We start from the raw sequence: 20,956 nt of genomic DNA, 5'->3' as shown, positions 1-20,956 counted from the left end.
TCAGCCGGCGACCTGGACGGCGTCGACGACGAAGACGAGCGTCTCGTTCGGCTTGATCGGGCCGTTGCCGCTCGCGCCGTAGCCCAGGTCCGGCGGGATGACCAGCAGGCGGCGGCCGCCCTGCTTGATGCCCTCCAGGCCCTGGTCCCAGCCCGGGATGGCGGTGCCGGCGCCGAGCTGGAGCGCGAACGGCTGGCCGCTGAACGAGTTCTGCTGGTCGACCTTGTCCGACCAGGTGACCAGGTCGTAGTCCATCTGCAGGGTGCTGCCCGCCTCGGCCGTCGCGCCGGTGCCCGGCTTGAGGTCCTTGGTCAGCAGCTTCGTCGGGGCGGTGCAGCCGGATGGGATGGTGATCGCCGGCTTGGTGCCGAAGTCACCGGTCACCGTGATGTCGTCCGCGGTGCACTCGTGCGCGGCGCTGCCCGAGTCGTGCCCCGCCGAGGCGCTGACCGAGGCGCCCGCCGGCTCCGGCGCCGGGTAGGTCGGGCCGCCACCGGGCGGGAAGGACGACGGGTCCTGGTCGGGAGCGCAGGCCCCGACGGCGAGGGCGGCTGCCGCCGCGAGCACGATCTTGCCAGCAGTACGCATGGCGCCACTTTAACCGGGCGTTGACGTCGGCTATCCGGCGGAGTGCACGACTCCCAGCCGCTGCGTGGCGCGGGTGTAGGCGACGTAGAGGTCGTTCCAGCCGCGCGGCGACTCCGCCACGATCCGCTCCGGCTCCAGCACCACGACGCCGTCGAACTCCAGGCCCTTGGCCTCGCCGACGGTCAGCACCGACACCGCCTCGCCGTGACCGTCCAGTTCGGAGCGGACCGCGCCCAGCCGGGACGCCGGGGCCAGCACCGCGACGGTGCCACCGTCGGCGGCCGCGACCTCCTCGTCCACAATGGACGTCAGTGGCCGCTCCCCCGCCGTGGCGCGCCACGGCCGCACCCCGGTCTCGCGCACGGACGTCGGCACCCGCAGCTCCGGATCGACCTCGGCCAGTGCCTCCGCGGCGATGTCCATGATTTCCACCGGGGTGCGGTAGTTGACGGTCAGCTCGCGCAGCCGCCAGCGGTCCTCGACGTGGCGGCCCAGCATGTCCTGCCACGACGACGCACCGCCGGGCGCGCCGGTCTGCGCCACGTCGCCGACCACCGTCATCGACCGGCTCGGGCAGCGGCGCATCAGCAGCCGCCAGTCCATCGCCGAGAGCTCCTGCGCCTCGTCGACGATGACGTGCCCGAACGTCCACGTGCGGTCGCGCGCGGCGCGCTGCGCGGCGGTCAGCTGGCTGCTGCGCTCCTGCCGCTCGGCGAACAGTTCGGCGTCGAGCACGTCGGCGATGCGGACCTGGTCCTCGTCGAGCAGTTCCTCGTCCTGGTCCATGATGTCCAGCACGCCCTCGGCGTAGGCACGCTCCTCGCGCTCCCGGCGCTCGCGGGCGGCGCGCTCGTCGGCGTCGTCCTCGCCGAGCAGCTCGGCGAGCTCGTCGAGCAGCGGCACGTCGGCGGGCGCCCACGGCGACCGCGCCGGCCGTTTCAGCACCGCCCGGTCCTCGTCGGCCAGCAGGCCGGCGGACGCGCTGAGCAGGCGATCCGGATCGGCGTAGGTGTCCCGGAGCAGGCGCTGCGGGGTCAGCTTCGGCCAGAGCTCGTCGATCGCCCCGGTCACGGCCTCGGACTCCGCGAGTTCCTTGCGGATCTCCACGTGGTCGCCCGCGTCCAGCACCGGCGCGTCGGCGTCCTCCCCCTCGGCGAGCGGGATGTCCGGCACGTCCGCGAACAGGTCGACCTCCATGCGGACCGCGGCGCGCTCGGTCAGCGCGTCGAGCATCGCGTCGACGAACACGCGCCGCGCCAGGTTGTGCGGGCGGCGGGTGCGGCGGGCCTTGTCCCTGGCCCGCTCGACGACCTCGCGGTCGAGGACCAGCACGTCGTCGTCGAAGGACACCTCGAACCGCTCCTCCGGCACCCGCTGCCGGTCGGCCACCACCCTGGTGAGGACGTCGACCATCACCGTGCGGCCCTTGACCTCGGCGGCTTCCCTGCTGTCCGTGCCGCGCGCCCGGATGCCGGGGAAGAGCTGCCCGATCGTGGACAGCAGCACGCCGGTCTCCCCGAGCGAGGGCAGCACCTGGCCGATGTAGCGCAGGAACGTGTTGTTCGGGCCCACCACGAGCACGCCGCGCGAGGCGAGCTGCCGCCGGTAGGTGTAGAGGAGGTAGGCAGCGCGGTGCAGCGCCACGGCGGTCTTGCCGGTGCCCGGCCCGCCCTGCACCACCACGACGCCGCTGAGGTCGTCGCGGATGATGTCGTCCTGCTCGGCCTGGATGGTGGCGACGATGTCGCTCATCTCGCCGGTGCGCCGGCGCTCCAGCGCGGCCAGCAGGGCGGCCTCGCCCGCCAGGCCCAGGTCGGCCTGGCTGTCGTCCACGGCACCGAGGTCCAGGATCTCGTCGTCGAGGCCGACCACCCGGCGGCTCAGCGTCCGGATGTGCCTGCGGCGCCGCACCCCCTCCGGGGAGGCGGCGGTGGCCAGGTAGAACGGCCGCGCGGCGGGCGCGCGCCAGTCCAGCAGCAGCGGCTCGTAGTCGCCGTCGGAGTCGAACAGGCCCAGCCGCCCGACGTAGGCGGGCTCGGGGTCGTCGTGGAAGTCGAGGCGGCCGAAGCACAGCCCCTGCTCGACCGAGCCCAGCTGCGCCAGCCGCTCGCTGTGCAGGCTGCTGGCCGCGTCACGCTCGGCGCTCTCCTGCGGCGTGTCGCCGTGGGAACGCAGCGCGCGCTCCAGACGGCGTTCGGCGGTGGCGCGCTCGGAGTCGAGCCTCGAGTAGAGCATGGACACGTAGTCCTGCTCGTGCTGGAGGTCGGTGGTGGTGTTGTCGTGCTGGCGGTCCCCGGCCACGGACAAGAGCAACCCACTTTCGGCTTTCGGGTGATCGGTCGGCCTAGAACCAACGAAGGTCGTGGCCGGGGAATTCCCCGGAGCCGTCAGAAGGGCAGCCCGAGCGTCGGCAGCCCGATCGCCGAGTCGACCGCGAGTGCGCAGAACAGGATCATCAGGTACGTGTTCGACCGGTGGAACAGCGCCATCGGCTTGGTCTCCACACCACGCCGGACCGCCGAGTACAGGCGGTGCGCGTAGAACAGGAACCACGATCCGGCCAGCACCGCGAACGACGCGTACAGCCAGCTCGTCGCCGGCAGCAGGAGCAGCGTCCAGCCGACCATCACCCACGAGTAGATCAGGATCTGGCGGGCCACGTGCTCGGCGGTGGCGACCACCGGCAGCATCGGCACGCCGGCGCGCTCGTAGTCGTCGCGGTACTTCATCGCCAGCGCCCAGGTGTGCGGCGGCGTCCAGAAGAAGATGACGGCGAACATCACGAACGCGGGCCACTGCACCGTGCCGGTGACGGCGGCCCAGCCGATCACCACCGGCATGCACCCGGCGGCGCCGCCCCACACCACGTTCTGCGCGGTGCGCCGCTTGAGCACCAGCGTGTACACGAAGATGTAGAACAGGATCGTGGCGATCGCCAGCACCGCGGCCAGCAGGTTCACCGTGAAGTAGAGCATCGCGAACGAGCCGAGCCCCAGCGCCAGCGCGAACACCAGCGCGTTGCGCCGCGGCACCGAGTCACGGACCAGCGGCCGCCGCTTGGTCCGGTTCATCACCTTGTCGATGTCGGCGTCGATCACGCAGTTCAGCGCGTTCGCACTGCCGGCCGCCATGGTGCCGCCGACCAGCGTCGCCAGGATCAGCCACGGCGACGGGATCGTGCGCGCGGCGAGGAACATCGCCGGAATGGTGGTGACCAGCAGGAGTTCGATGACCTGGGGCTTGGTCAGGGCGACGTAGGCGCCGACGATCCGGCGGGCGCGCCGCAGACCTCGCGGGCGCTCCTCGCCGGGGTCGACAGCGCTGGTGCTGTCACTGCGCCCGTGCGCAGCGTTCACCAACGACAATTCCGCTCCCTGAAGTCAGATTCGGGCGGTACCGAGCGAGCCAGGCACCACGACCGATCGTAATCACCGGGGTCGGACCGCGCGCGCACCGGGGTGTTGACACGGCGGGGTGTGTCGGTGCCGGAGTGCACGGGTACCCGACCCATTAGGCTGGCGCGCGGGGTTGCGCTTGTGGTCGTGCGCACGCCCGCCAGCAGGAATATCGTCTCTTCGGGATCGATTGAGATGAGTGGAGCCTGCGCGCGCGAAGACCCCGAAACTACAGAGATTGCCACCGAGAAGGACGGGGAGTTCGAGTTCAGTGTCCGATATCGCCTCCATCAGCGAGAACAACCCACTGCTGCGGCGGAACCTGCCCGCCGACTGGACCGACCTCGACACCCGCGCGGTGGACACCGTCCGGGTGCTCGCCGCCGACGCGGTCGAGAACTGCGGCAGCGGCCACCCCGGCACCGCGATGAGCCTGGCGCCGGTGGCGTACTCGCTCTTCCAGCGGATCATGCGGCACGACCCGGCCGATCCGGAGTGGCCGGCGCGTGACCGGTTCGTCCTCTCCGCCGGGCACTCCAGCCTGACGCTCTACATCCAGCTCTTCCTCGCCGGCTACGGCCTGGAGATGGCGGACCTGGAGCAGCTGCGCAAGTGGGGCTCGCAGACCCCGGGCCACCCGGAGTACCAGCACACCAAGGGCGTGGAGACCACCACCGGCCCGCTGGGGCAGGGCCTGGCCAACGCGGTCGGCATGGCGATGGCCGCCCGCCGCGAGCGCGGTCTGCTCGACCCCGAGCCCGCCCCCGGCGAGAGCATCTTCGACCACCACGTCTTCGTGATCGCCTCCGACGGCGACATCGAGGAAGGCGTGACCTCCGAGGCGTCGTCCATCGCGGGCCGCCAGGAGCTGGGCAACCTGGTCGTCATCTACGACGACAACAAGATCTCGATCGAGGACGACACGAACATCGCCCTGTCCGAGGACACCGCGAAGCGGTACGAGTCCTACGGCTGGCACGTCCAGGTCGTCGAGGGCGGCGAGGACGTCGTGGCGATCGAGGAGGCCATCGCGGCCGCCAAGGCGGAGACCACGCGCCCCTCGTTCATCCTGCTGCGCACCGTGATCGGCTATCCGGCGCCGAACAAGATGAACACCGGCAAGGCGCACGGCGCCGCGCTCGGCGGAGACGAGGTCGCCGCGGTGAAGCAGATCCTGGGCTTCGACCCGGAGAAGAGCTTCCAGATCGAGGACGAGGTGCTGGCCCACACCCGGGCGGCCCTGGACCGCGGCAAGAAGGAGCGCGCCGCCTGGCAGGAGCGCTACGACGCGTGGGCCGCGGCGAACCCGGAGCGCAAGAAGCTGGCCGACCGGCTCTCCACGCGTGACCTGCCCGAAGGCTGGGCGGAGAAGCTGCCGAGCTGGGAGCCGGACGCGAAGGGCATCGCGACCCGCAAGGCCTCCGGTGAGGTCCTCAACGCACTGGCCGACGTGCTGCCGGAGTTGTGGGGCGGTTCGGCCGACCTGGCCGAGAGCAACAACACCACCATGAAGGGCGCCGACTCGTTCGGCCCGGAGAAGGCCTCGACCGGCATGTGGCAGGCCAACCCCTACGGCCGCACGCTGCACTTCGGTGTCCGCGAGCACGCCATGGGCTCGATCCTCAACGGCATCGCGCTGCACGGCGGCACCCGTCCCTACGGCGCCACCTTCCTGGTGTTCTCCGACTACATGCGCCCGCCGGTGCGGCTGGCCGCGCTGATGCACGCGCCGGTCACCTACGTGTGGACGCACGACTCGATCGGTCTCGGCGAGGACGGCCCGACGCACCAGCCGATCGAGCACCTGTCCGCGCTGCGCGCCATCCCGGGCCTCAACGTGGTCCGGCCCGCGGACGCGAACGAGACCGCCGGCGCGTGGAAGGCCGCGCTGGAGGACAAGCGCCACCCGACCGGCATGGCGCTGACCCGGCAGAACGTGCCGGTGCTCGAAGGCACCTCGGCGGACAAGGTCGCCAAGGGTGCCTACGTGCTCGCCGAAGCCTCCTCCGGCACCCCCGAACTGGTGCTGATGGGCACCGGCTCGGAGGTCCAGCTCGCGGTCGAGGCCCGCGAGGCGCTGGAGGCCGATGGCGTGCCCACCCGGGTCGTGTCGGTCCCGTGCTTCGAGTGGTTCGAGGCGCAGGACGAGGCCTACCGCGAGTCGGTGCTTCCCAGCGGGGTGAAGGCCCGCGTGTCGGTCGAGGCCGGCATCGCGCAGCCGTGGTACCGCTTCGTCGGTGACGCCGGGGAGATCGTCTCGATCGAGCACTTCGGGGCTTCGGCCGACTACAAGACCCTGTTCCGCGAGTTCGGGTTCACCGCCGACGCCGTGGTCGACGCCGCGCGACGCTCGCTCGCCAAGACCAAGAACTCCTGACCACGCACTAAGGGGATGAAGTCATGAGCGACAACCTTGCTCAGCTGTCTCAGGCCGGCGTGTCGATCTGGCTCGACGACCTGTCCCGCGAACGGCTGAACTCCGGCAACCTGGCCGAGCTCATCCGTGACCGGCACGTCGTCGGTGTCACGACCAACCCGACGATCTTCGCCAACGCCCTGTCCCACGGTGAGGCATACGACGAGCAGGTCCGCGAGCTGGCCGCCCGCGGTGCCGACGTCCACGCCGCCGTGCGCGAGCTGACCACCACCGACGTGCGCAACGCCGCGGACGTGTTCCGCGACGTCTACGCGAGCTCGGGCGGCGTGGACGGCCGCGTGTCGATCGAGGTCGACCCGAGCCTGGCCCGTGACACCGAGAAGACGGTGGCGCAGGCGCAGGACCTGTGGAAGACCGTCGACCGGCCGAACATCTTCGTCAAGATCCCGGCCACCGAGGAGGGCCTGCCCGCGATCACGAAGACGCTCGCGGAGGGCATCAGCGTCAACGTCACGCTGATCTTCTCGGTCGAGCGCTACCGCGCGGTGATCGACGCCTTCTTCGCCGGACTGGAGCAGGCCAAGGCCAACGGCCACGACCTCGCCTCGATCGAGTCGGTCGCGTCGTTCTTCGTGTCCCGCGTGGACGCCGAGGTCGACAAGCGGCTGGACAAGATCGGCACCGACGAGGCCAAGGCGCTGCGCGGCGAGGCCGCCATCGCCAACGCCCGGCTCGCCTACGCCGCCTACGAGGAGCTGTTCGCGACCGACCGCTGGCAGGCGCTGGCCGCCGCGGGCGCCCGGCCGCAGCGGCCGCTGTGGGCCTCCACCGGCGTGAAGGACCCGTCCTACTCCGACACCCGCTACGTCGACCAGCTCGTCGTCGCCGACACGGTCAACACGATGCCGGAGAAGACGCTGTTCGCCGCCGCCGACCACGCCAAGGTCGAGGGCGACAAGGTCACCGGCACCGGCGCGCAGGCGCAGGAGGTGTTCGACAAGCTGGCCGCGGCCGGCATCGACATCACCGACGTGTTCCTGACGCTGGAGAACGAGGGCGTCGAGAAGTTCGACAAGTCCTGGGCCGAGCTGCTGGAGACGGTCACCGGCCAGCTCGAGAAGGCGAAGGGCTGACGCCGTGGTGGGGGAAGAACTGACCGTCACGATCAGCGACGAGGAGCTGGCCGCCAAGGCGGCCCCGTTGGTCGGCACGCTCGTCGCCGACCAGGTCGCGTCGAAGCTCGCGGCGCAGGACCCTGCCCTGTGGGGGTCCGACGCCGAGTCCGAAGCCTCGATCCGGCTGTCCTGGACGACGCTGCACAAGTCGTCGCGTCCGCTGATCGGCGAGATCGAGGCGCTGCGCGAGGAGCTGCGCGGCGAGGGCGTCGACCGGATCGTCCTGGCAGGCATGGGCGGTTCCTCGCTCGCGCCGGAGGTCATCGCGGCGACCGAGCACGTGGCGCTGACGGTGCTCGACACCACCGATCCGGGCCAGGTCGCCGACGCGCTGGCCGGTGACCTGCAGCGCACGGTGCTGGTGGTGTCGTCGAAGTCCGGTGGCACGGTGGAGACCGACAGCCATCGCCGGATCTTCGCGAAGGCGTTCGCCGACAACGGCATCGACGCCGCGAGCCGCATCGTCGTGGTCACCGACCCGGGCTCGCCGCTGTCGGAGCTGGCGGAGAAGGAGGGGTACCGCAAGGTGTTCCTCGCCGACCCGCACGTCGGTGGCCGCTACTCGGCGCTCACCGCGTTCGGGCTGGTGCCGGCCGGTCTGGCCGGTGCCGACATCGCCCGGCTGCTCGACCAGGCCGCGGCGGCCGCGCAGGTCCTCGGCGAGGACAACGCCGACAACCCGGCCGTCAAGCTGGCGGCCGCGTGGGGCGCCGCGCACGAGGGCGGTGCCGAGAAGGTCGTGCTCGCCGACACCGGGTCCGGCATCACGGGTTTCGCCGACTGGGCGGAGCAGCTGATCGCCGAGTCGACCGGCAAGCTCGGCACCGGTCTGCTGCCGGTCGCCGTGGACGGCCCGGCCGCACCCGGGTTCGCCGACGCCGGTGCCGACGCGACCCCGGTCGCGGTCGGCCCGGCCAGCGGTCCCGCCAAGATCGCGACCACCGGTTCGCTGGGCGCGCAGTTCCTGCTCTGGGAGTTCGCCACCGCGATCGCCGGGCGCCTGCTGAAGATCAACCCGTTCGACCAGCCGGACGTGGAGGCCGCGAAGAAGGCCGCCCGCGCGCTGCTGGACGACCCGTCGAAGCTGACCGGCGGCGAAACGCCGACCACGGTGGACGACGCGGTGGAGATCTTCGCGGCGGCCGGAGTGAGCGGCGACGGCTCGCTGACCGACGTGCTGCGCGAGTTCCTCGCGAGCGCGCCGGAGGGCGGCTACCTCGCGGTGCAGGCCTACCTGGACCGGCTCGACGACGCCTCGGCGTCGCTGCTGCGCCCGGAACTGGCCCGGCGGACCGGGCTGCAGACCACGTTCGGGTGGGGGCCGCGGTTCCTGCACTCGACCGGCCAGTACCACAAGGGCGGTCACCAGAACGGCATCTTCCTGCAGATCACCGGCGCCGCCGAGTCCGATCTGGACGTGCCGGACCGGCCCTACACCCTGGGCCAGCTGCAGCACGCGCAGGCGCTGGGTGACGGCCAGGTGCTCACCGAGCACGGCCGCCCGGTGCTGCGGCTGCACCTGACCGACCGTGCCGCGGGCCTGGCCGAACTGATGCGCGCCGTACAGGAGGTTGGCGAGTGACTCCACCCAGGTGGAACAACCCGCTGCGGGACCCGAGGGACAAGCGGCTGCCGAGGATCGCCGGGCCGTCCAGCCTGGTGATCTTCGGCGTCACCGGTGACCTCTCCCGCAAGAAGCTGATGCCGGCGATCTACGACCTCGCCAACCGCGGGCTGCTGCCCGCCGGGTTCTCCCTGGTCGGCTTCGCCCGGCGGGACTGGGAGAACGAGGACTTCGGTCAGCTGGTCCACGACGCGGTCGCCGAGCACGCCCGGACCCCGTTCCGCGAGTCGGTCTGGAACCGGCTCGCCGAAGGCATCCGCTTCGTGCAGGGCACCTTCGACGACGACGACGCGTTCGACCGGCTCGCGCAGACGGTGCGCGACCTGGACGCCGAACGCGGCACCGGTGGCAACACCGCGTTCTACCTGTCGATCCCGCCGAGCGCGTTCCCGGTGGTCACCAAGCAGCTCGCGCGGTCCGGTCTGGCCGCGGCCGACGACGAGTCGTGGCGCCGCGTGGTGATCGAGAAGCCGTTCGGGCACGACCTGGCCAGCGCCAAGGAACTCAACGGGATCGTCAACGACGTCTTCCCCGAGGAGTCGGTGTTCCGCATCGACCACTACCTCGGCAAGGAGACCGTCCAGAACATCCTCGCGCTGCGCTTCGCCAACCAGCTGTTCGAACCGATCTGGAACGCCAACTACGTCGACCACGTCCAGATCACGATGGCCGAGGACATCGGGCTGGGCGGCCGCGCCGGGTACTACGACGGCATCGGCGCGGCGCGCGACGTGATCCAGAACCACCTCCTCCAGCTGCTCGCGTTCACCGCGATGGAAGAGCCGCTGTCGTTCGAGCCGCGGGCGCTGCGGGCCGAGAAGATCAAGGTGCTGCGGGCCATCAAGCCGATGCGGCCCTTCGACGAGACCACCGCGCGCGGCCAGTACACCGGCGGCTGGCAGGGCGGCAAGAAGGTGCCGGGCCTGCTGCAGGAGGCCGGGTTCGCCAAGGACTCGACCACCGAGACCTACGCCGCGGTGTCGCTGGAGGTGCAGAACCGGCGCTGGGCCGGGGTGCCGTTCTACCTGCGCACCGGCAAGCGGCTGGGCCGCCGGGTCACCGAGATCGCCATCGTGTTCAAGCGGGCGCCGCACCTGCCCTTCGACTACACCTCGACGGAGGAGCTGGGGCAGAACGCCCTGGTGATCCGGGTGCAGCCGGACGAGGGTGTGACGCTGCGGTTCGGTTCCAAGGTGCCGGGCACCACGATGGAGGTCCGCGACGTCACGATGGACTTCGGCTACGGGCACGCGTTCACCGAGTCCTCGCCGGAGGCCTACGAGCGGCTGATCCTCGACGTGCTGCTCGGGGAGCCGTCGCTGTTCCCGGTCAACGAAGAGGTCGAGCTGTCCTGGGAGATCCTCGACCCGATCCTGGACTTCTGGGCCAAGAACGGCGCGCCGGAGCCCTACGCGCCGGGCACCTGGGGCCCGGGCACCGCGGACGAGGTTCTGGAGCGCAGCGGCCGCAACTGGAGGCGCCCGTGATCATCGACCTGCCCTCGACCACGACCTCGCAGGTCAACCGGAAGATGGTCGAGCTGCGTGAGCGCGGCGGTGCCGTCGCGCTGGGCCGGGTGCTGACGCTGGTGATCGTCGACGACGACGGCGAGCACCTGGAAGCACACATCGACGCGGCCAACGAGGCCAGCCGCGAGCACCCGTGCCGGGTGATCGTGCTGGCGCGCGGATCGCGCACGGCCGCGGCCCGGATCGACGCCCAGATCCGCGTGGGCGGTGACGCCGGCGCGAGCGAGGTGATCATCCTGCGGCTGTACGGCCCGCTGGCCTCGCAGGGGCAGAGCGCGGTGATCCCGCTGCTGCTGCCCGATGCGCCGATCGTGGCGTGGTGGCCCAGTTCCGGGCCGAAGGTGCCGTCGCAGGACCCGATCGGCGAGCTCGCGCAGCGGCGCATCACCGACTCGGCCGCCGAGCGGAACCCGATAAGAGCTCTGGGCGCGCGCCGCAAGGCGTACGTGCCCGGCGACACCGACCTGGCCTGGACGCGCCTGACCAACTGGCGTGCCCAGCTGGTCGCGGCGCTGGACCTGCCGCCGTACGAGAAGGTCAGCGCCGCGACGGTGACCGGTGAGGCGGACTCGCCGTCCACCGAGCTGCTGGCGGGCTGGCTCGCCGAGTACCTGAAGGTGCCGGTGCGGCGGGTCAAGACGACCACGGCGCAGGGCATCGTGTCGGTGGCGCTGGAGCGCCGGTCCGGGGCGATCGAGCTGCACCGGCCGGACGGCAAGATCGGCACGCTGATGCAGCCCGGTCAGCCCACGCGGCGCATCGCGCTGCACCGGCGCAACACGAAGGATTGCCTGATCGAGGAGCTGCGGCGCCTCGACCCGGACGAGATCTTCGAGGCGTCGCTGCAGGGTCTGGACAAGCTGGCCTCCGGTGCGGCGAAGAAGGCGCCCGCGAAGAAGCCGGCGAAGTCGAAAGCGGGCGCGTGATGGCCGAGGTGGTGGTCTACTCCGGCGGTGAGCTGCTCGCGGCCGCGGCGGCGGCCCGGCTGGTCACGCGCCTGGCCGACCTGCAGGCCGCGAAGGGGTCGGCGTCGCTGGTGCTGACCGGCGGCGGCACCGGGATCGCGGTGCTGGAGCAGCTGCGCCGCTCCCCCGCCCGTGACGCGGTCGACTGGTCGCGCCTGGACTTCTACTGGGGCGACGAGCGGTTCGTGCCCGCGGACGACGACGAGCGCAACGAGAAGCAGGCCCGCGAGGCGCTGCTCGACCACGTGCCCGTCGACCCGAAGCGGGTGCACGCGATGGCGGCCTCGGACGGCGAGTTCGGCGACGACGTGGACGCGGCCGCCGCCGCGTACGCGCGGGTGCTGGCGGACAACGCCCCGGCCGGGAGCGACGTGCCGGAGTTCGACATCTGTCTGCTCGGCCTCGGCGGCGAGGGGCACACCGCTTCGGTGTTCCCCGATTCGCCCGCGGTGCACGAGACCGAGCGGTCGGTGGTGGCCGTACGCGACTGCCCGAAGCCGCCGCCGACGCGCGTTTCGCTGACGCTGCCCGCGATCCGCCGCGCGCACGACGTGTGGCTGATGACGACGGGCGAGGCGAAGGCGGAGGCGGTCGCGCTCGCCCTGTCCGGTGCGAGCGAGGTGCAGGTTCCGGTGGCCGGGGCGCGGGGGCAGCAGCGGACGCTGTGGCTGCTCGACCGCACCGCGGCGGGCAAGCTGCCCACGACCTGACCCGAGTGGGTGAAGGCCGCCGGGCCTTCACCTCGACGTCCTGGAGGGCCCGCCGGTGAGCTTCCCGCTCACCGGCGGGCCTTCCGGTGTTTTTCGGGCCATGTGTGGTCCGCGTTAGCATCCGCACATTGTTGTGCGCCCCCGCGTCCCGATCGGGTGATCCCGGACTCTCATAGTCAGTCCACAAGACGAGTGAGGTCCAAACCATGAGCACCGAAGGACTCTCCATCGGGATTTCGGTCGGCGGCCCAGGCGCGGGGGCCGCCGACCGGGCGCACCGCGGTTCGCGCCGGGCGGCTCTGGCTCGCCGTGCGGTGTGGACGGCGCTGGCGGTCGACGTGGCCGCGATCCTCGTCGCCGTGCTCGACGTCTGGCTCGTCATCCCCGAGAAGGCGCCGCCGTACTCGATCTACCTGTCCGGGCTCGCGTGCCTGGCACTGGCCGGGCGCCGGTGGCTGCCCTTCGGCGTGGTGCTGCTGACCGTGCCCGGGTTCCTCACCGGCTGGTCGCAGCTGGCCGCGATGATCGCGCTGGGGATGCTCGCCACCCGCAAACAGACCCACTGGCAGGTGTGGGTCGCCGCCGGACTGGTGTGGATGTGCCGGTTCGTGCAGTGGCCGCTGGCGGACTTCGCCCAGCTCAGCTGGCGGGAACACGTCCTCGACGGCATCTACGGCGTGCTCGTGGCGGGCATGCCGATCGCCATCGGGCTGCTCATCGGCGCCCGCGCGCAGCTCTCCCAGAAGCTGGGTGAGCTGGCCGCCTCCCGCGACCGGGAACGCAAACTCACCGCGGATGCGGTGCGCGCCGAGGAACGGGCCCGGCTCGCCCGCGAGATGCACGACGGGGTCTCCCACGACATCACGCTGATCGCGATGCAGGCCGGGGTGCTCAGCGCACAGGAGTCGCCGTCGGCGCGACAGACCGCCGAGGTCATCCGGCAACTGTCCACCCGAACCCTGGAGGAGCTGCGGTCACTGGTCGGTGTACTGCGCTCCGGCCTGGAGGACGACGGCCCACAGCCCGGCATCGGCGAACTCGGCAAACTGGTGCACGACTGCGCCGTCCCGGTCCGGCTCACCATGGACGACGTACCGCACGAGGTCCCACCGAAGGTGTCCGCCGCGGCGTACCGGACGGTGCAGGAGGCGCTGACCAACGTCCGCAAACACGCGCCAGGCGCCACTGCCACGGTGCAGGTGCGCGGAGACGGTCAGGCGCTGAGCGTCGAGGTGGAGAACGAGTGTCCCCGGGATGAAGCTCCTGTGCTGCCCTCCGGTGGGTATGGGCTGACCGGGTTGGCTGAACGGGCCCGGTTGCTCGGCGGGAGTTTGGAGACGTGTCCCACCGAGGGGGGCGGGTTCCGGGTGCGGGCCCGGTATCCGTTGGGGGTCTGAGTACGGAAATCGCGGCTGGTGCTCGCGGCTGCCTGGGCTGCCGGTACGCGGGTTCTTGCGCTGCGCGCGCTTTGGCGCTGCGCGCGGCTGAGGGCGCCGGGCGTTTTTGGGTCTGCCGAACCCGATCTTTTAGTGTTCGGTTGCCGAGCCATCGGCTCGGCAACCGATGTAGCTGGGGATCGGGTTGCAGGAGGGGTGTGGTTCGGGGCTGGTCGCTTTGCGTTGCCGGGTGGCGGTCCCTGAGTGGCCAACACAGTGCCCGGAGCGGCCAACACAGTGCCCGGAGCGGCCAACACAGTGCCCGGAGCGGCCAACACAGTGCCCGGAGCGGCCAACACGCCGAAGGCTCGGCGTGTTGGCCGCTCCCGTCGTCGTGTTTGCCGTTCGCGGCAGTGTGTTGGCCGCTCCGGTCGCCGTGTTTGCCGCTCCGGCGCGCGAGTCCCACGCTCCCGTGCGCGAGTTCTACGCTCCGGCGCGCGAGTTCCACGTCCGGGGCAGGGCGAAAGGGGTGGGTCAGATGCACGAACGGACCCGTCCCGCCGGGGTGACGGCGGAGGAGCGGGTCCGTGCGTGGGCGTAGTGCTCAGATTTGGCGACGCTGGCGCAGGCGCTCGAGCGCCTCGGCGAGGATGGCCTCGCCGTCGGCGTCGCTGCGCCGCTCCTTCACGTACGCCAGGTGGGTCTTGTAGGGCTCGGTCCGCGGTGCGGCCGGCGGGTTCTTCTGGTCCTGACCGCCGGGGAGCCCGCAGCGGGGGCAGTCCCACTCGTTCGGAATCTCCGCTTCCATGGCGAAGGACGGCTGGGACTCGTGCCCGTTGGCACACCAGTACGATACCCGGCGACGGGGAGCGGACTCGCCGCGCTCCGATTCCCCGGACGGACCGGCACCGACCCTGGTGCCTCTGATTGCGTTACCGCCAACCATGAATCCTCACAGTGTTTGTGGCGGCGCACCCCCCATAGGCACGCCCGTGCATTCAGTGTCCGTCACACCTTCAGCAGCAGGCCCAGGCCCACGATGCTGATCAGCCAGATGGCACCCAGCAGCAGGGTGATGCGGTCGAGGTTCTTCTCGGCCACGCTCGACCCCGCCAGGCTCGACTGCATGCCACCCCCGAACAGCGAGGACAACCCGCCACCACGCCCGCGGTGCAGCAGCACGGCGATCACCAGCAGCGTGCTGGACGCGATCAGCAGGATCTGCAGGAAAAGCTTCATCTCATCCTCTGGTCTTCGGGTTGCCTGATCGTGTGACGGTCTGAGGTTGCCAGACTACCCGCCGATCCCCCGCTTACGGCAGCGGCCCACCGGCGGCCAGCGCGCAGAGCTTGGTGAACTCCTCGGCCTGCAAGCTCGCCCCGCCCACCAGCGCACCGTCGATGTTGTCGCACGCGACCAGCTCGGCGATGTTGCCCGACTTGACCGAACCGCCGTAGAGCACCCGGACCTCGTCGGCGATCTCCGCGCCGTACTTGTCGGCCAGCGCCCCGCGCAGGGCCTTGCAGACCTCCTCGGCGTCGGCCGCCGTCGCGACCTTGCCCGTGCCGATGGCCCACACCGGCTCGTAGGCCACCACGACGTCGCGGACCTGCTCGGCCTTGAGTCCCTTGAGCGCGGCGAGCAGCTGCTCGTGGCAGTGGCCGACGTGACCGCCCGCCTCCCGCACCTCAAGCTTCTCACCGACACACAGGATCGGCTTGACGCCGTGCTTGAGCGCCGCCCGGACCTTCTTGCCGACCAGCTCGTCGTCCTCACCGTGGTACTCGCGCCGCTCCGAGTGCCCGACCGTCACGTAGGAACACCCGAGCTTGGCGAGCATCGGCCCCGAGACGTCACCGGTGTAGGCACCGGAGTCGTGCGGCGAGAGGTCCTGCGCGCCGTAGGTCAGCAGCAGCTTGTCCCCGTCGACCAGGGTCTGGATGCTGCGGATGTCGGTGAACGGCGGCAGCACCGCGACATCGACCTTGGCGTAGTACTTCTCCGGCAACGAGAAGGCGATCTTCTGCACCAGGGCGATGGCCTCGAGGTGGTTGAGGTTCATCTTCCAGTTGCCCGCGATGAACGGCTTGCGCGCCATCAGGCACCACCTTCCAGCACCGCGACACCCGGCAGCTCCTTGCCCTCGAGATATTCGAGGGAGGCGCCACCACCGGTCGAGATATGCGAGAACTTCTCCTCCGGCAGACCCAGCACGCGCACCGCGGCGGCCGAGTCGCCACCGCCGACCACGCTGAACGCGTCCGAATCGGCGATCGCCCGCGCGACACCCTTGGTGCCGGACGCGAACGGGGCCATCTCGAACACGCCGGCCGGGCCGTTCCAGAACACCGTCTTCGCCGCGGCGACCTCGGACGCGAAGTGCTCGGTGGTCCGCGGGCCGATGTCCAGGCCCATCCAGCCGTCCGGGATCGACTCGGCCGCGACGGTGTCGGTGGCCGCGTCGGCGGCGAACTTGTCCGCCACCACGACATCCGAGGGCACCACGATCTTGTCGGCGTGCTCGGCGAGCAGCTTGCGCGCGGTCTCCACGAAGTCCTCCTCCAGCAGGGAGGAACCGACGCGGTAGCCCTGCGCGGACAGGAACGTGAAGGCCATGCCGCCGCCGATGAGGAGCCGGTCGACCTTCGGCAGGAGCGCCTCGATGACGGCGAGCTTGTCCGACACCTTCGACCCGCCCAGCACGACCACGTACGGCCGCTGCGGGTCGCCGGTCAGCTTGCTCAGCACGTCCAGCTCGGCGAGCACCAGGCCACCCGCGTAGGCGGGCAGCTCGCGGGCCACGTCGTAGACCGAAGCCTGCTTGCGGTGCACCACACCGAACCCGTCGGACACGAAAGCACCGTTGTCGCCGGCCAGAGTCGCGAGCTCGCGGGCCAGCCCGGCGCGCTCCTCCGCCACCTTGCTGGTCTCACGCGGGTCGAACCGCACGTTCTCCAGCAGGGCTACGGCACCGTCGGGCAGGTCGGCGACGACCGCGCGGGCCTGCTCGCCGACCACGTCACCCGCGAGGCGCACCTCGGAGCCGAGCAGCTCGCCGAGCCGGTCGGCGACCGGGCGCAGCGAGTACTTGGCCTCGGGAGTGCCTTTCGGGCGGCCGAGGTGGGCCGCCACGATCACCTTCGCGCCGGCCTCGGCCAGGCGCTGGATCGTCGGCAGCGCGGCCCGTACCCGGCCGTCATCGGTGATGACCGAGCCGTCGAGCGGCACGTTCAGGTCCGACCGGACCAGAACGCGCCGCCCGGAGACACCCTCGGACAGGAGGTCTTCGAGAGTTTTGACTGCCATGGCCTCAGGAGAGCTTCGAGCCGACGAGCTTGACCAGGTCCGCGAGGCGGTTGGAGTAGCCCCACTCGTTGTCGTACCAGCCGAAGACCTTGACCTGGTTGTCGATGACCTTGGTCAGCGGGGCGTCGAAGATGCAGGACGCCGGGTCGTTGACGATGTCACTCGACACGATCGGGTCCTCGCTGTAGCGGAGGATGCCGGCCAGCGGGCCCTCGGCGGCGGCCTGGTAGGCGGCGTTGATCTCCTCGACGGAAGCCTTCTTGGCCAGGTCGACGGTGAGGTCGGTGATCGAGCCGGTCGGCACCGGCACGCGCAGCGAGTAGCCGTCCAGCTTGCCGTTGAGCTCCGGCAGCACCAGGCCGATGGCCTTGGCGGCACCGGTGGAGGTCGGCACGACGTTCAGCGCGGCGGCGCGGGCACGGCGCGGGTCCTTGTGCGGGCCGTCCTGCAGGTTCTGGTCCTGCGTGTAGGCGTGGATGGTCGTCATCAGGCCCTTTTCGATGCCGAAGCTCTCGTGCAGGACCTTGGCGAGCGGGCCGAGGCAGTTGGTGGTGCAGGACGCGTTCGAGATGATCGTCTGCGAGCCGTCGTAGAGGTTGTCGTTGACGCCCAGCACCACGGTCAGGTCCTCGCCCTTGGCCGGCGCGGAGATGATCACCTTCTTGGCGCCACCGGCGACATGGGCCTTGGCGGCGTCGGCGTTGGTGAAGAAGCCGGTCGACTCGACGACGACGTCCACGCCCAGGTCACCCCAGGGCAGGTTGGCCGGGTCGCGCTCGGCGAGTGCCTTGATGGTCTTGCCACCGACGACGATGCCGTCTTCGCTGACGCTGACCTCTTCGGGGTAGCGGCCCAGGACGCTGTCGTACTTGAGCAGCTGCGCCATCGTGTTGACGTCGCCGAGGTCGTTGAACGCCACCACCTCGATGTCGTGGCCCGCGGCCTGCACGGCGCGGAAGAAGTTGCGGCCGATCCGACCGAAGCCGTTCACACCTACGCGAACCGTCACTGCTGCTTCTCTCCTCGGGTTCGTCCCGGCTCGCAGAACCGGGCACACATCTTCGGGCTCCGGGCCAACCCTAGCTGGGCTGGCCTGCGTGTACTCGCACACCCTAACGAGATGTGCACCACCGTGGGGAATCGATCAAGACGTCGATCAAGATGACAGATCTCGCTCGACGGGCGTCCGGAATTTCGGTATGACCGTGACCCCGCCGAGACGGCCGTGCAACCGTTCGGCGGCGGCCTCGATCGCCGTCGTTCCGTCGGCACCGATGTCCTCCAGCAGACGGATCGCGATCTCGCCGTCCGGCCGCTGGGCCCAGCCGCCGACGATCCGGCCGTCCCACCACACGGTCGGGCCGATGTTGCCGGTGCGGTCGAACAGCAGCGGCTGGTGCTCGCCGAGGAACCAGCCCCGGTCCTGCCATCCCATCGGGGTCGGGTCGAGTGCGGGCAGCAGGGCGGCGACGGGACCGGGCACCTCGACCGGCTCGTCGTCCCCGGGCAGCGCGATCCCGGGGCCACTGTCGAGGTCGACCTCGGCCGGCCTCAGCGCGGCGAGCGCCTTCTTGACCTGGCCCGCGGTCCACCCGGTCCACCACTTGAGGTCGGCGACCGGCGCCGGGCCGAAGGTGCGCAGCCAGCGTCTCGCCAGCTCGGCGCGGGCCTGGTCGGCGTCGAGTGGTTCGAGGCCGGGCAGCCAGGCACCGACGGTGGACCACGCGTACTGGGTGGACAGCCAGGTGCCGCGTGGCCTGCCGCGGACGATGCGGCCCTGCGCGGCGAGCAGGAACAGCACCCGGTTGGTGATGTAGCCGCGCGCTTCGTACGGTTTGCCCGCGGCCATGACGATCTCGGTGCGCAGCCGGGGCTCACCGTCGGCGATCTGCTGGGCGAACGCCTTGCCGCGGGCCTCCAGCGCCGCGTAGGCGCCCTTTTCCACATCAGCCAGCCAGGCGTCCAGGTCACCGTCCAGTTCCGCGGTGCCCAGGTGCTGGAGCAGGAGTTTGCGCTGCCGTGTGGCGATGTCGTCGGCGCAGGCGGCCTGGACGACCGGCACGAGGCCCCGCGGCACCACGAACATCGTGCGGCGCATGCCGAGCATGCGCACCAGAGTGCGCTCGTCGTAGAGGGCGCGCTCGACGTCCTCGGTGCCCAGCGCCGTCCGGGCCAGCACGGACAGGTGCACCGTGGCCGGATCGGTCGCGTGCAGGACGACGAGACTTTCGGCGACCTCTTCCGGGCTGTCGGCCGGCGCCGCGAGACGGTGCCGGGCGACCAGCCGGGCGCGGCGCTGGTCGTTCCCCAGTTTTCTGCTCATCTGGCCGTTGTATCACCGGGGTACGACAGTTCAGGAGTAATAAGGCGGCCCGCTGTCGTAACGCATCGTCGCCGTCGACGTGTCGCGCTCGTGGCGGCGGCGCCGTGCGGTGGCGGCCACGGTGTTCACCAGGAGTGCGATCACCGCGCCGATCGCGAGGTTGATCAGCGCCGTGGCGATCTTGCCGTCCCAGCGGACCGTGAGCGTCAGCGGGAGCACGATGCCGATCGCGGTGATCAGCACCATGATCCACCCGAAGAACTGGTTCGGCGCGGGTGTGGCGAGGCTGAGCAGGTGCATCAGGCCGGTCGCCAGCAGGGCCGCCGCGGCGGCGCACAGCGCGTAGGTGACGGTGTTCGCGTTGCCCCAGATGCCGTTGCCCTTCGGAGCGAGGACGGCGACGTCGAACAGGCCGCGGCTGATCAGCAGCCCGACGACGGCCACCAGCGCGGCGACGACCGCGGTCGCCACCCCGCCGGCCCACAGCCGGCCGTAGTCGGGTTCGGTCGGGTCACTCGGCGGGTATCCGGTCACTGTTCCGGGGTTGGCCCCTCGACCTGCGGATAAACATTCGTCACCCGGGCGGCGGCGCCGATACGCTCGGCGGATGGTGTCGCCCAGCCACTTCGCGGCCTTCGCCGCACTGGTGTTCCTGATGGTCGTGGTTCCCGGTCCGAGCGTGCTGTTCACCGTGAGCCGCGCGCTGACGGTCGGGCGCCGCGACGCGCTCATCACCGTGCTCGGCAACGCGGCCGGCGTGTACGCGCAGGTCGTGGCGATCGCGTTCGGGATGGGCGCGATCGTGCAGACCTCGACGACCGTGTTCACGGTGATCAAGCTGGCCGGGGCCGCGTACCTGGTCTACCTGGGTGTGCAGGCGGTACGGCGCCGCCGGAAGCTGTCCGAGGCGCTGGCGAACGCGGTCCGCGCGACACCGGGCCGCACGATGGCGGTGCTGCGCGACGGCTTCGTGGTCGGGTTCGCCAACCCGAAGTCGATCGTGTTCCTGGCCGCCGTGCTGCCACAGTTCGTCGACCACTCGGCGGGCCGGGTGCCGCTGCAGATCATCGTGCTCGGTATCGCGCTGCCGGTGATCGCGGTGGTGTCGGACAGCGCGTGGGCCCTGGTTGCGGGGACGGCTCGTGCGTGGTTCGCGCGGTCGCCGAAGCGACTCGAACTGGTCGGCGGGACGGGTGGGCTGGTGATGATCGGGCTCGGCGCCGGGCTGGCTGTCAATGGGCGGTCGGATTAGGACAAGCGCGGCGCCGTGCTGTGGCGAGCGCCAGCGAGCTGCAGTAACACCGGAGCTGGGTGGTCATCCCGGAGCCAGCCCGTCCGGCGAGGACTATCCCTTGATCTTTGAACCCGGGCTTCCGGCAGGCGAGGTGACCGCTGGGCACGCCGCCGCCCAGTAGTCGGTCACCACAGACCGCCCCCGCCCCTCCTCGCGGATGGTTTTCAGTCGCCGAGCAGACGCGTCAAGGCGGGAAAGAGTGCCTTGACCCGCCTGATCGGCGACCGAAGCGGGCTGGGGATGAGGGGCGGGGGAGGTCCGGGCCGGTCGGGTGTTGCCTTGCGTTGCCGGGTG

At 70.9% G+C, this 20,956-nt stretch carries 18 protein-coding genes; 8 read left to right on the top strand and 10 right to left on the bottom strand.

Annotated features, from left to right (window positions below; all coding sequences use genetic code 11):
• From HNR02_RS22410 to HNR02_RS22400, 3 genes are all read right to left on the bottom strand, one after another.
• A complete protein-coding gene (locus tag HNR02_RS22410) occupies positions 1–588 on the bottom strand; it encodes an FKBP-type peptidyl-prolyl cis-trans isomerase (protein ID WP_179775094.1) in 588 nt (195 codons plus the stop codon).
• Positions 589–618: 30 nt separating this feature from the next.
• Positions 619–2,889 carry an AAA family ATPase gene (locus HNR02_RS22405; RefSeq protein ID WP_179776063.1) on the bottom strand — a complete coding sequence of 757 codons (2,271 nt, stop codon included), beginning with the start codon at positions 2,887–2,889 and terminating at the stop codon, positions 619–621.
• Positions 2,890–2,975: 86 nt separating this feature from the next.
• A complete protein-coding gene (locus HNR02_RS22400) occupies positions 2,976–3,953 on the bottom strand; it encodes a heme o synthase (protein WP_179775093.1) in 978 nt (325 codons plus the stop codon).
• Between the two features lie 301 nt (positions 3,954–4,254).
• On the opposite strand from HNR02_RS22400, the gene tkt reads away from it, so the two are divergent.
• The 7 genes from tkt (at position 4,255) to HNR02_RS22365 (ending at position 13,760) form a co-directional block, all read left to right on the top strand.
• On the top strand, positions 4,255–6,360 hold the full coding sequence (gene tkt / locus HNR02_RS22395) for a transketolase (RefSeq protein WP_179775092.1): 2,106 nt from the start codon (positions 4,255–4,257) through the stop codon (positions 6,358–6,360).
• A 23-nt stretch (positions 6,361–6,383) separates the two neighbouring features.
• Positions 6,384–7,493 carry a transaldolase gene (gene tal, locus HNR02_RS22390; protein ID WP_179775091.1) on the top strand — a complete coding sequence of 370 codons (1,110 nt, stop codon included), beginning with the start codon at positions 6,384–6,386 and terminating at the stop codon, positions 7,491–7,493.
• Between the two features lie 4 nt (positions 7,494–7,497).
• The gene (locus HNR02_RS22385) at positions 7,498–9,117 is read left to right on the top strand and encodes a phosphoglucose isomerase-related protein (RefSeq protein ID WP_179775090.1); all 1,620 of its coding nucleotides are present in this window, start codon (positions 7,498–7,500) and stop codon (positions 9,115–9,117) included.
• Positions 9,114–10,646, top strand: coding sequence for a glucose-6-phosphate dehydrogenase (zwf, locus tag HNR02_RS22380; RefSeq protein WP_179775089.1), 1,533 nt, complete (start codon positions 9,114–9,116; stop codon positions 10,644–10,646). The genes HNR02_RS22385 and zwf overlap by 4 nt, the downstream gene beginning before the upstream one ends.
• Positions 10,643–11,614 carry a glucose-6-phosphate dehydrogenase assembly protein OpcA gene (opcA, locus tag HNR02_RS22375; protein WP_179775088.1) on the top strand — a complete coding sequence of 324 codons (972 nt, stop codon included), beginning with the start codon at positions 10,643–10,645 and terminating at the stop codon, positions 11,612–11,614. The genes zwf and opcA overlap by 4 nt, the downstream gene beginning before the upstream one ends.
• Positions 11,614–12,363: a 6-phosphogluconolactonase gene (pgl, locus tag HNR02_RS22370; protein ID WP_179775087.1), complete on the top strand. Its 750-nt coding sequence runs from the start codon at positions 11,614–11,616 to the stop codon at positions 12,361–12,363. Before opcA ends, pgl begins: the two co-directional genes overlap by 1 nt.
• Before the next feature lie 206 nt (positions 12,364–12,569).
• The gene (locus HNR02_RS22365; protein ID WP_179775086.1) at positions 12,570–13,760 is read left to right on the top strand and encodes a sensor histidine kinase; all 1,191 of its coding nucleotides are present in this window, start codon (positions 12,570–12,572) and stop codon (positions 13,758–13,760) included.
• Positions 13,761–14,343: 583 nt separating this feature from the next.
• On the opposite strand, the gene HNR02_RS22360 is transcribed toward HNR02_RS22365, so the two are convergent.
• The 7 genes from HNR02_RS22360 to HNR02_RS22330 all read right to left on the bottom strand — a co-directional run bounded on the left by HNR02_RS22360 (position 14,344) and on the right by HNR02_RS22330 (position 19,902).
• Positions 14,344–14,685 (bottom strand): RNA polymerase-binding protein RbpA, encoded by a 342-nt coding sequence (locus tag HNR02_RS22360; protein WP_179775085.1) that lies wholly within the window; start codon positions 14,683–14,685, stop codon positions 14,344–14,346.
• A gap of 62 nt (positions 14,686–14,747) precedes the next feature.
• The gene (gene secG, locus HNR02_RS22355) at positions 14,748–14,978 is read right to left on the bottom strand and encodes a preprotein translocase subunit SecG (protein ID WP_179775084.1); all 231 of its coding nucleotides are present in this window, start codon (positions 14,976–14,978) and stop codon (positions 14,748–14,750) included.
• A gap of 73 nt (positions 14,979–15,051) precedes the next feature.
• The gene (gene tpiA / locus HNR02_RS22350; RefSeq protein ID WP_179775083.1) at positions 15,052–15,837 is read right to left on the bottom strand and encodes a triose-phosphate isomerase; all 786 of its coding nucleotides are present in this window, start codon (positions 15,835–15,837) and stop codon (positions 15,052–15,054) included.
• Positions 15,837–17,045 (bottom strand): phosphoglycerate kinase, encoded by a 1,209-nt coding sequence (locus HNR02_RS22345; protein WP_179775082.1) that lies wholly within the window; start codon positions 17,043–17,045, stop codon positions 15,837–15,839. Before HNR02_RS22345 ends, tpiA begins: the two co-directional genes overlap by 1 nt.
• Positions 17,046–17,049: 4 nt before the next feature.
• Positions 17,050–18,054, bottom strand: coding sequence for a type I glyceraldehyde-3-phosphate dehydrogenase (gene gap, locus HNR02_RS22340; protein WP_179775081.1), 1,005 nt, complete (start codon positions 18,052–18,054; stop codon positions 17,050–17,052).
• A gap of 147 nt (positions 18,055–18,201) precedes the next feature.
• Complete coding sequence (locus tag HNR02_RS22335; RefSeq protein ID WP_179775080.1) at positions 18,202–19,368, bottom strand: winged helix DNA-binding domain-containing protein; 1,167 nt, start codon at positions 19,366–19,368, stop codon at positions 18,202–18,204.
• 30 nt (positions 19,369–19,398) lie between these two features.
• Positions 19,399–19,902 (bottom strand): DUF6069 family protein, encoded by a 504-nt coding sequence (locus tag HNR02_RS22330; RefSeq protein ID WP_179775079.1) that lies wholly within the window; start codon positions 19,900–19,902, stop codon positions 19,399–19,401.
• A 73-nt stretch (positions 19,903–19,975) separates the two neighbouring features.
• On the opposite strand from HNR02_RS22330, the gene HNR02_RS22325 reads away from it, so the two are divergent.
• A complete protein-coding gene (locus HNR02_RS22325; protein ID WP_179775078.1) occupies positions 19,976–20,620 on the top strand; it encodes a LysE family translocator in 645 nt (214 codons plus the stop codon).
• Positions 20,621–20,956: the final 336 nt, after the last annotated feature.

The sequence above is a fragment of the Amycolatopsis endophytica genome, from assembly GCF_013410405.1.
GTDB classification, from domain to species: domain Bacteria; phylum Actinomycetota; class Actinomycetes; order Mycobacteriales; family Pseudonocardiaceae; genus Amycolatopsis_E; species Amycolatopsis_E endophytica.
Note: the sequence above shows the minus strand (reverse complement) of the source record. Positions and strands in the feature narration are given on the sequence as shown.

Coding starts and splice junctions, on each gene's coding strand:
- HNR02_RS22410 (WP_179775094.1), bottom strand. CDS start 588: ATGCGTACTGCTGGCAAGATCGTGCTCGCGGCGGCAGCCGCCCTCGCC.
- tal (WP_179775091.1), top strand. CDS start 6,384: ATGAGCGACAACCTTGCTCAGCTGTCTCAGGCCGGCGTGTCGATCTGG.
- pgl (WP_179775087.1), top strand. CDS start 11,614: ATGGCCGAGGTGGTGGTCTACTCCGGCGGTGAGCTGCTCGCGGCCGCG.
- HNR02_RS22365 (WP_179775086.1), top strand. CDS start 12,570: ATGAGCACCGAAGGACTCTCCATCGGGATTTCGGTCGGCGGCCCAGGC.
- HNR02_RS22360 (WP_179775085.1), bottom strand. CDS start 14,685: ATGGTTGGCGGTAACGCAATCAGAGGCACCAGGGTCGGTGCCGGTCCG.
- secG (WP_179775084.1), bottom strand. CDS start 14,978: ATGAAGCTTTTCCTGCAGATCCTGCTGATCGCGTCCAGCACGCTGCTG.
- tpiA (WP_179775083.1), bottom strand. CDS start 15,837: ATGGCGCGCAAGCCGTTCATCGCGGGCAACTGGAAGATGAACCTCAAC.
- HNR02_RS22345 (WP_179775082.1), bottom strand. CDS start 17,045: ATGGCAGTCAAAACTCTCGAAGACCTCCTGTCCGAGGGTGTCTCCGGG.
- HNR02_RS22335 (WP_179775080.1), bottom strand. CDS start 19,368: ATGAGCAGAAAACTGGGGAACGACCAGCGCCGCGCCCGGCTGGTCGCC.
- HNR02_RS22325 (WP_179775078.1), top strand. CDS start 19,976: ATGGTGTCGCCCAGCCACTTCGCGGCCTTCGCCGCACTGGTGTTCCTG.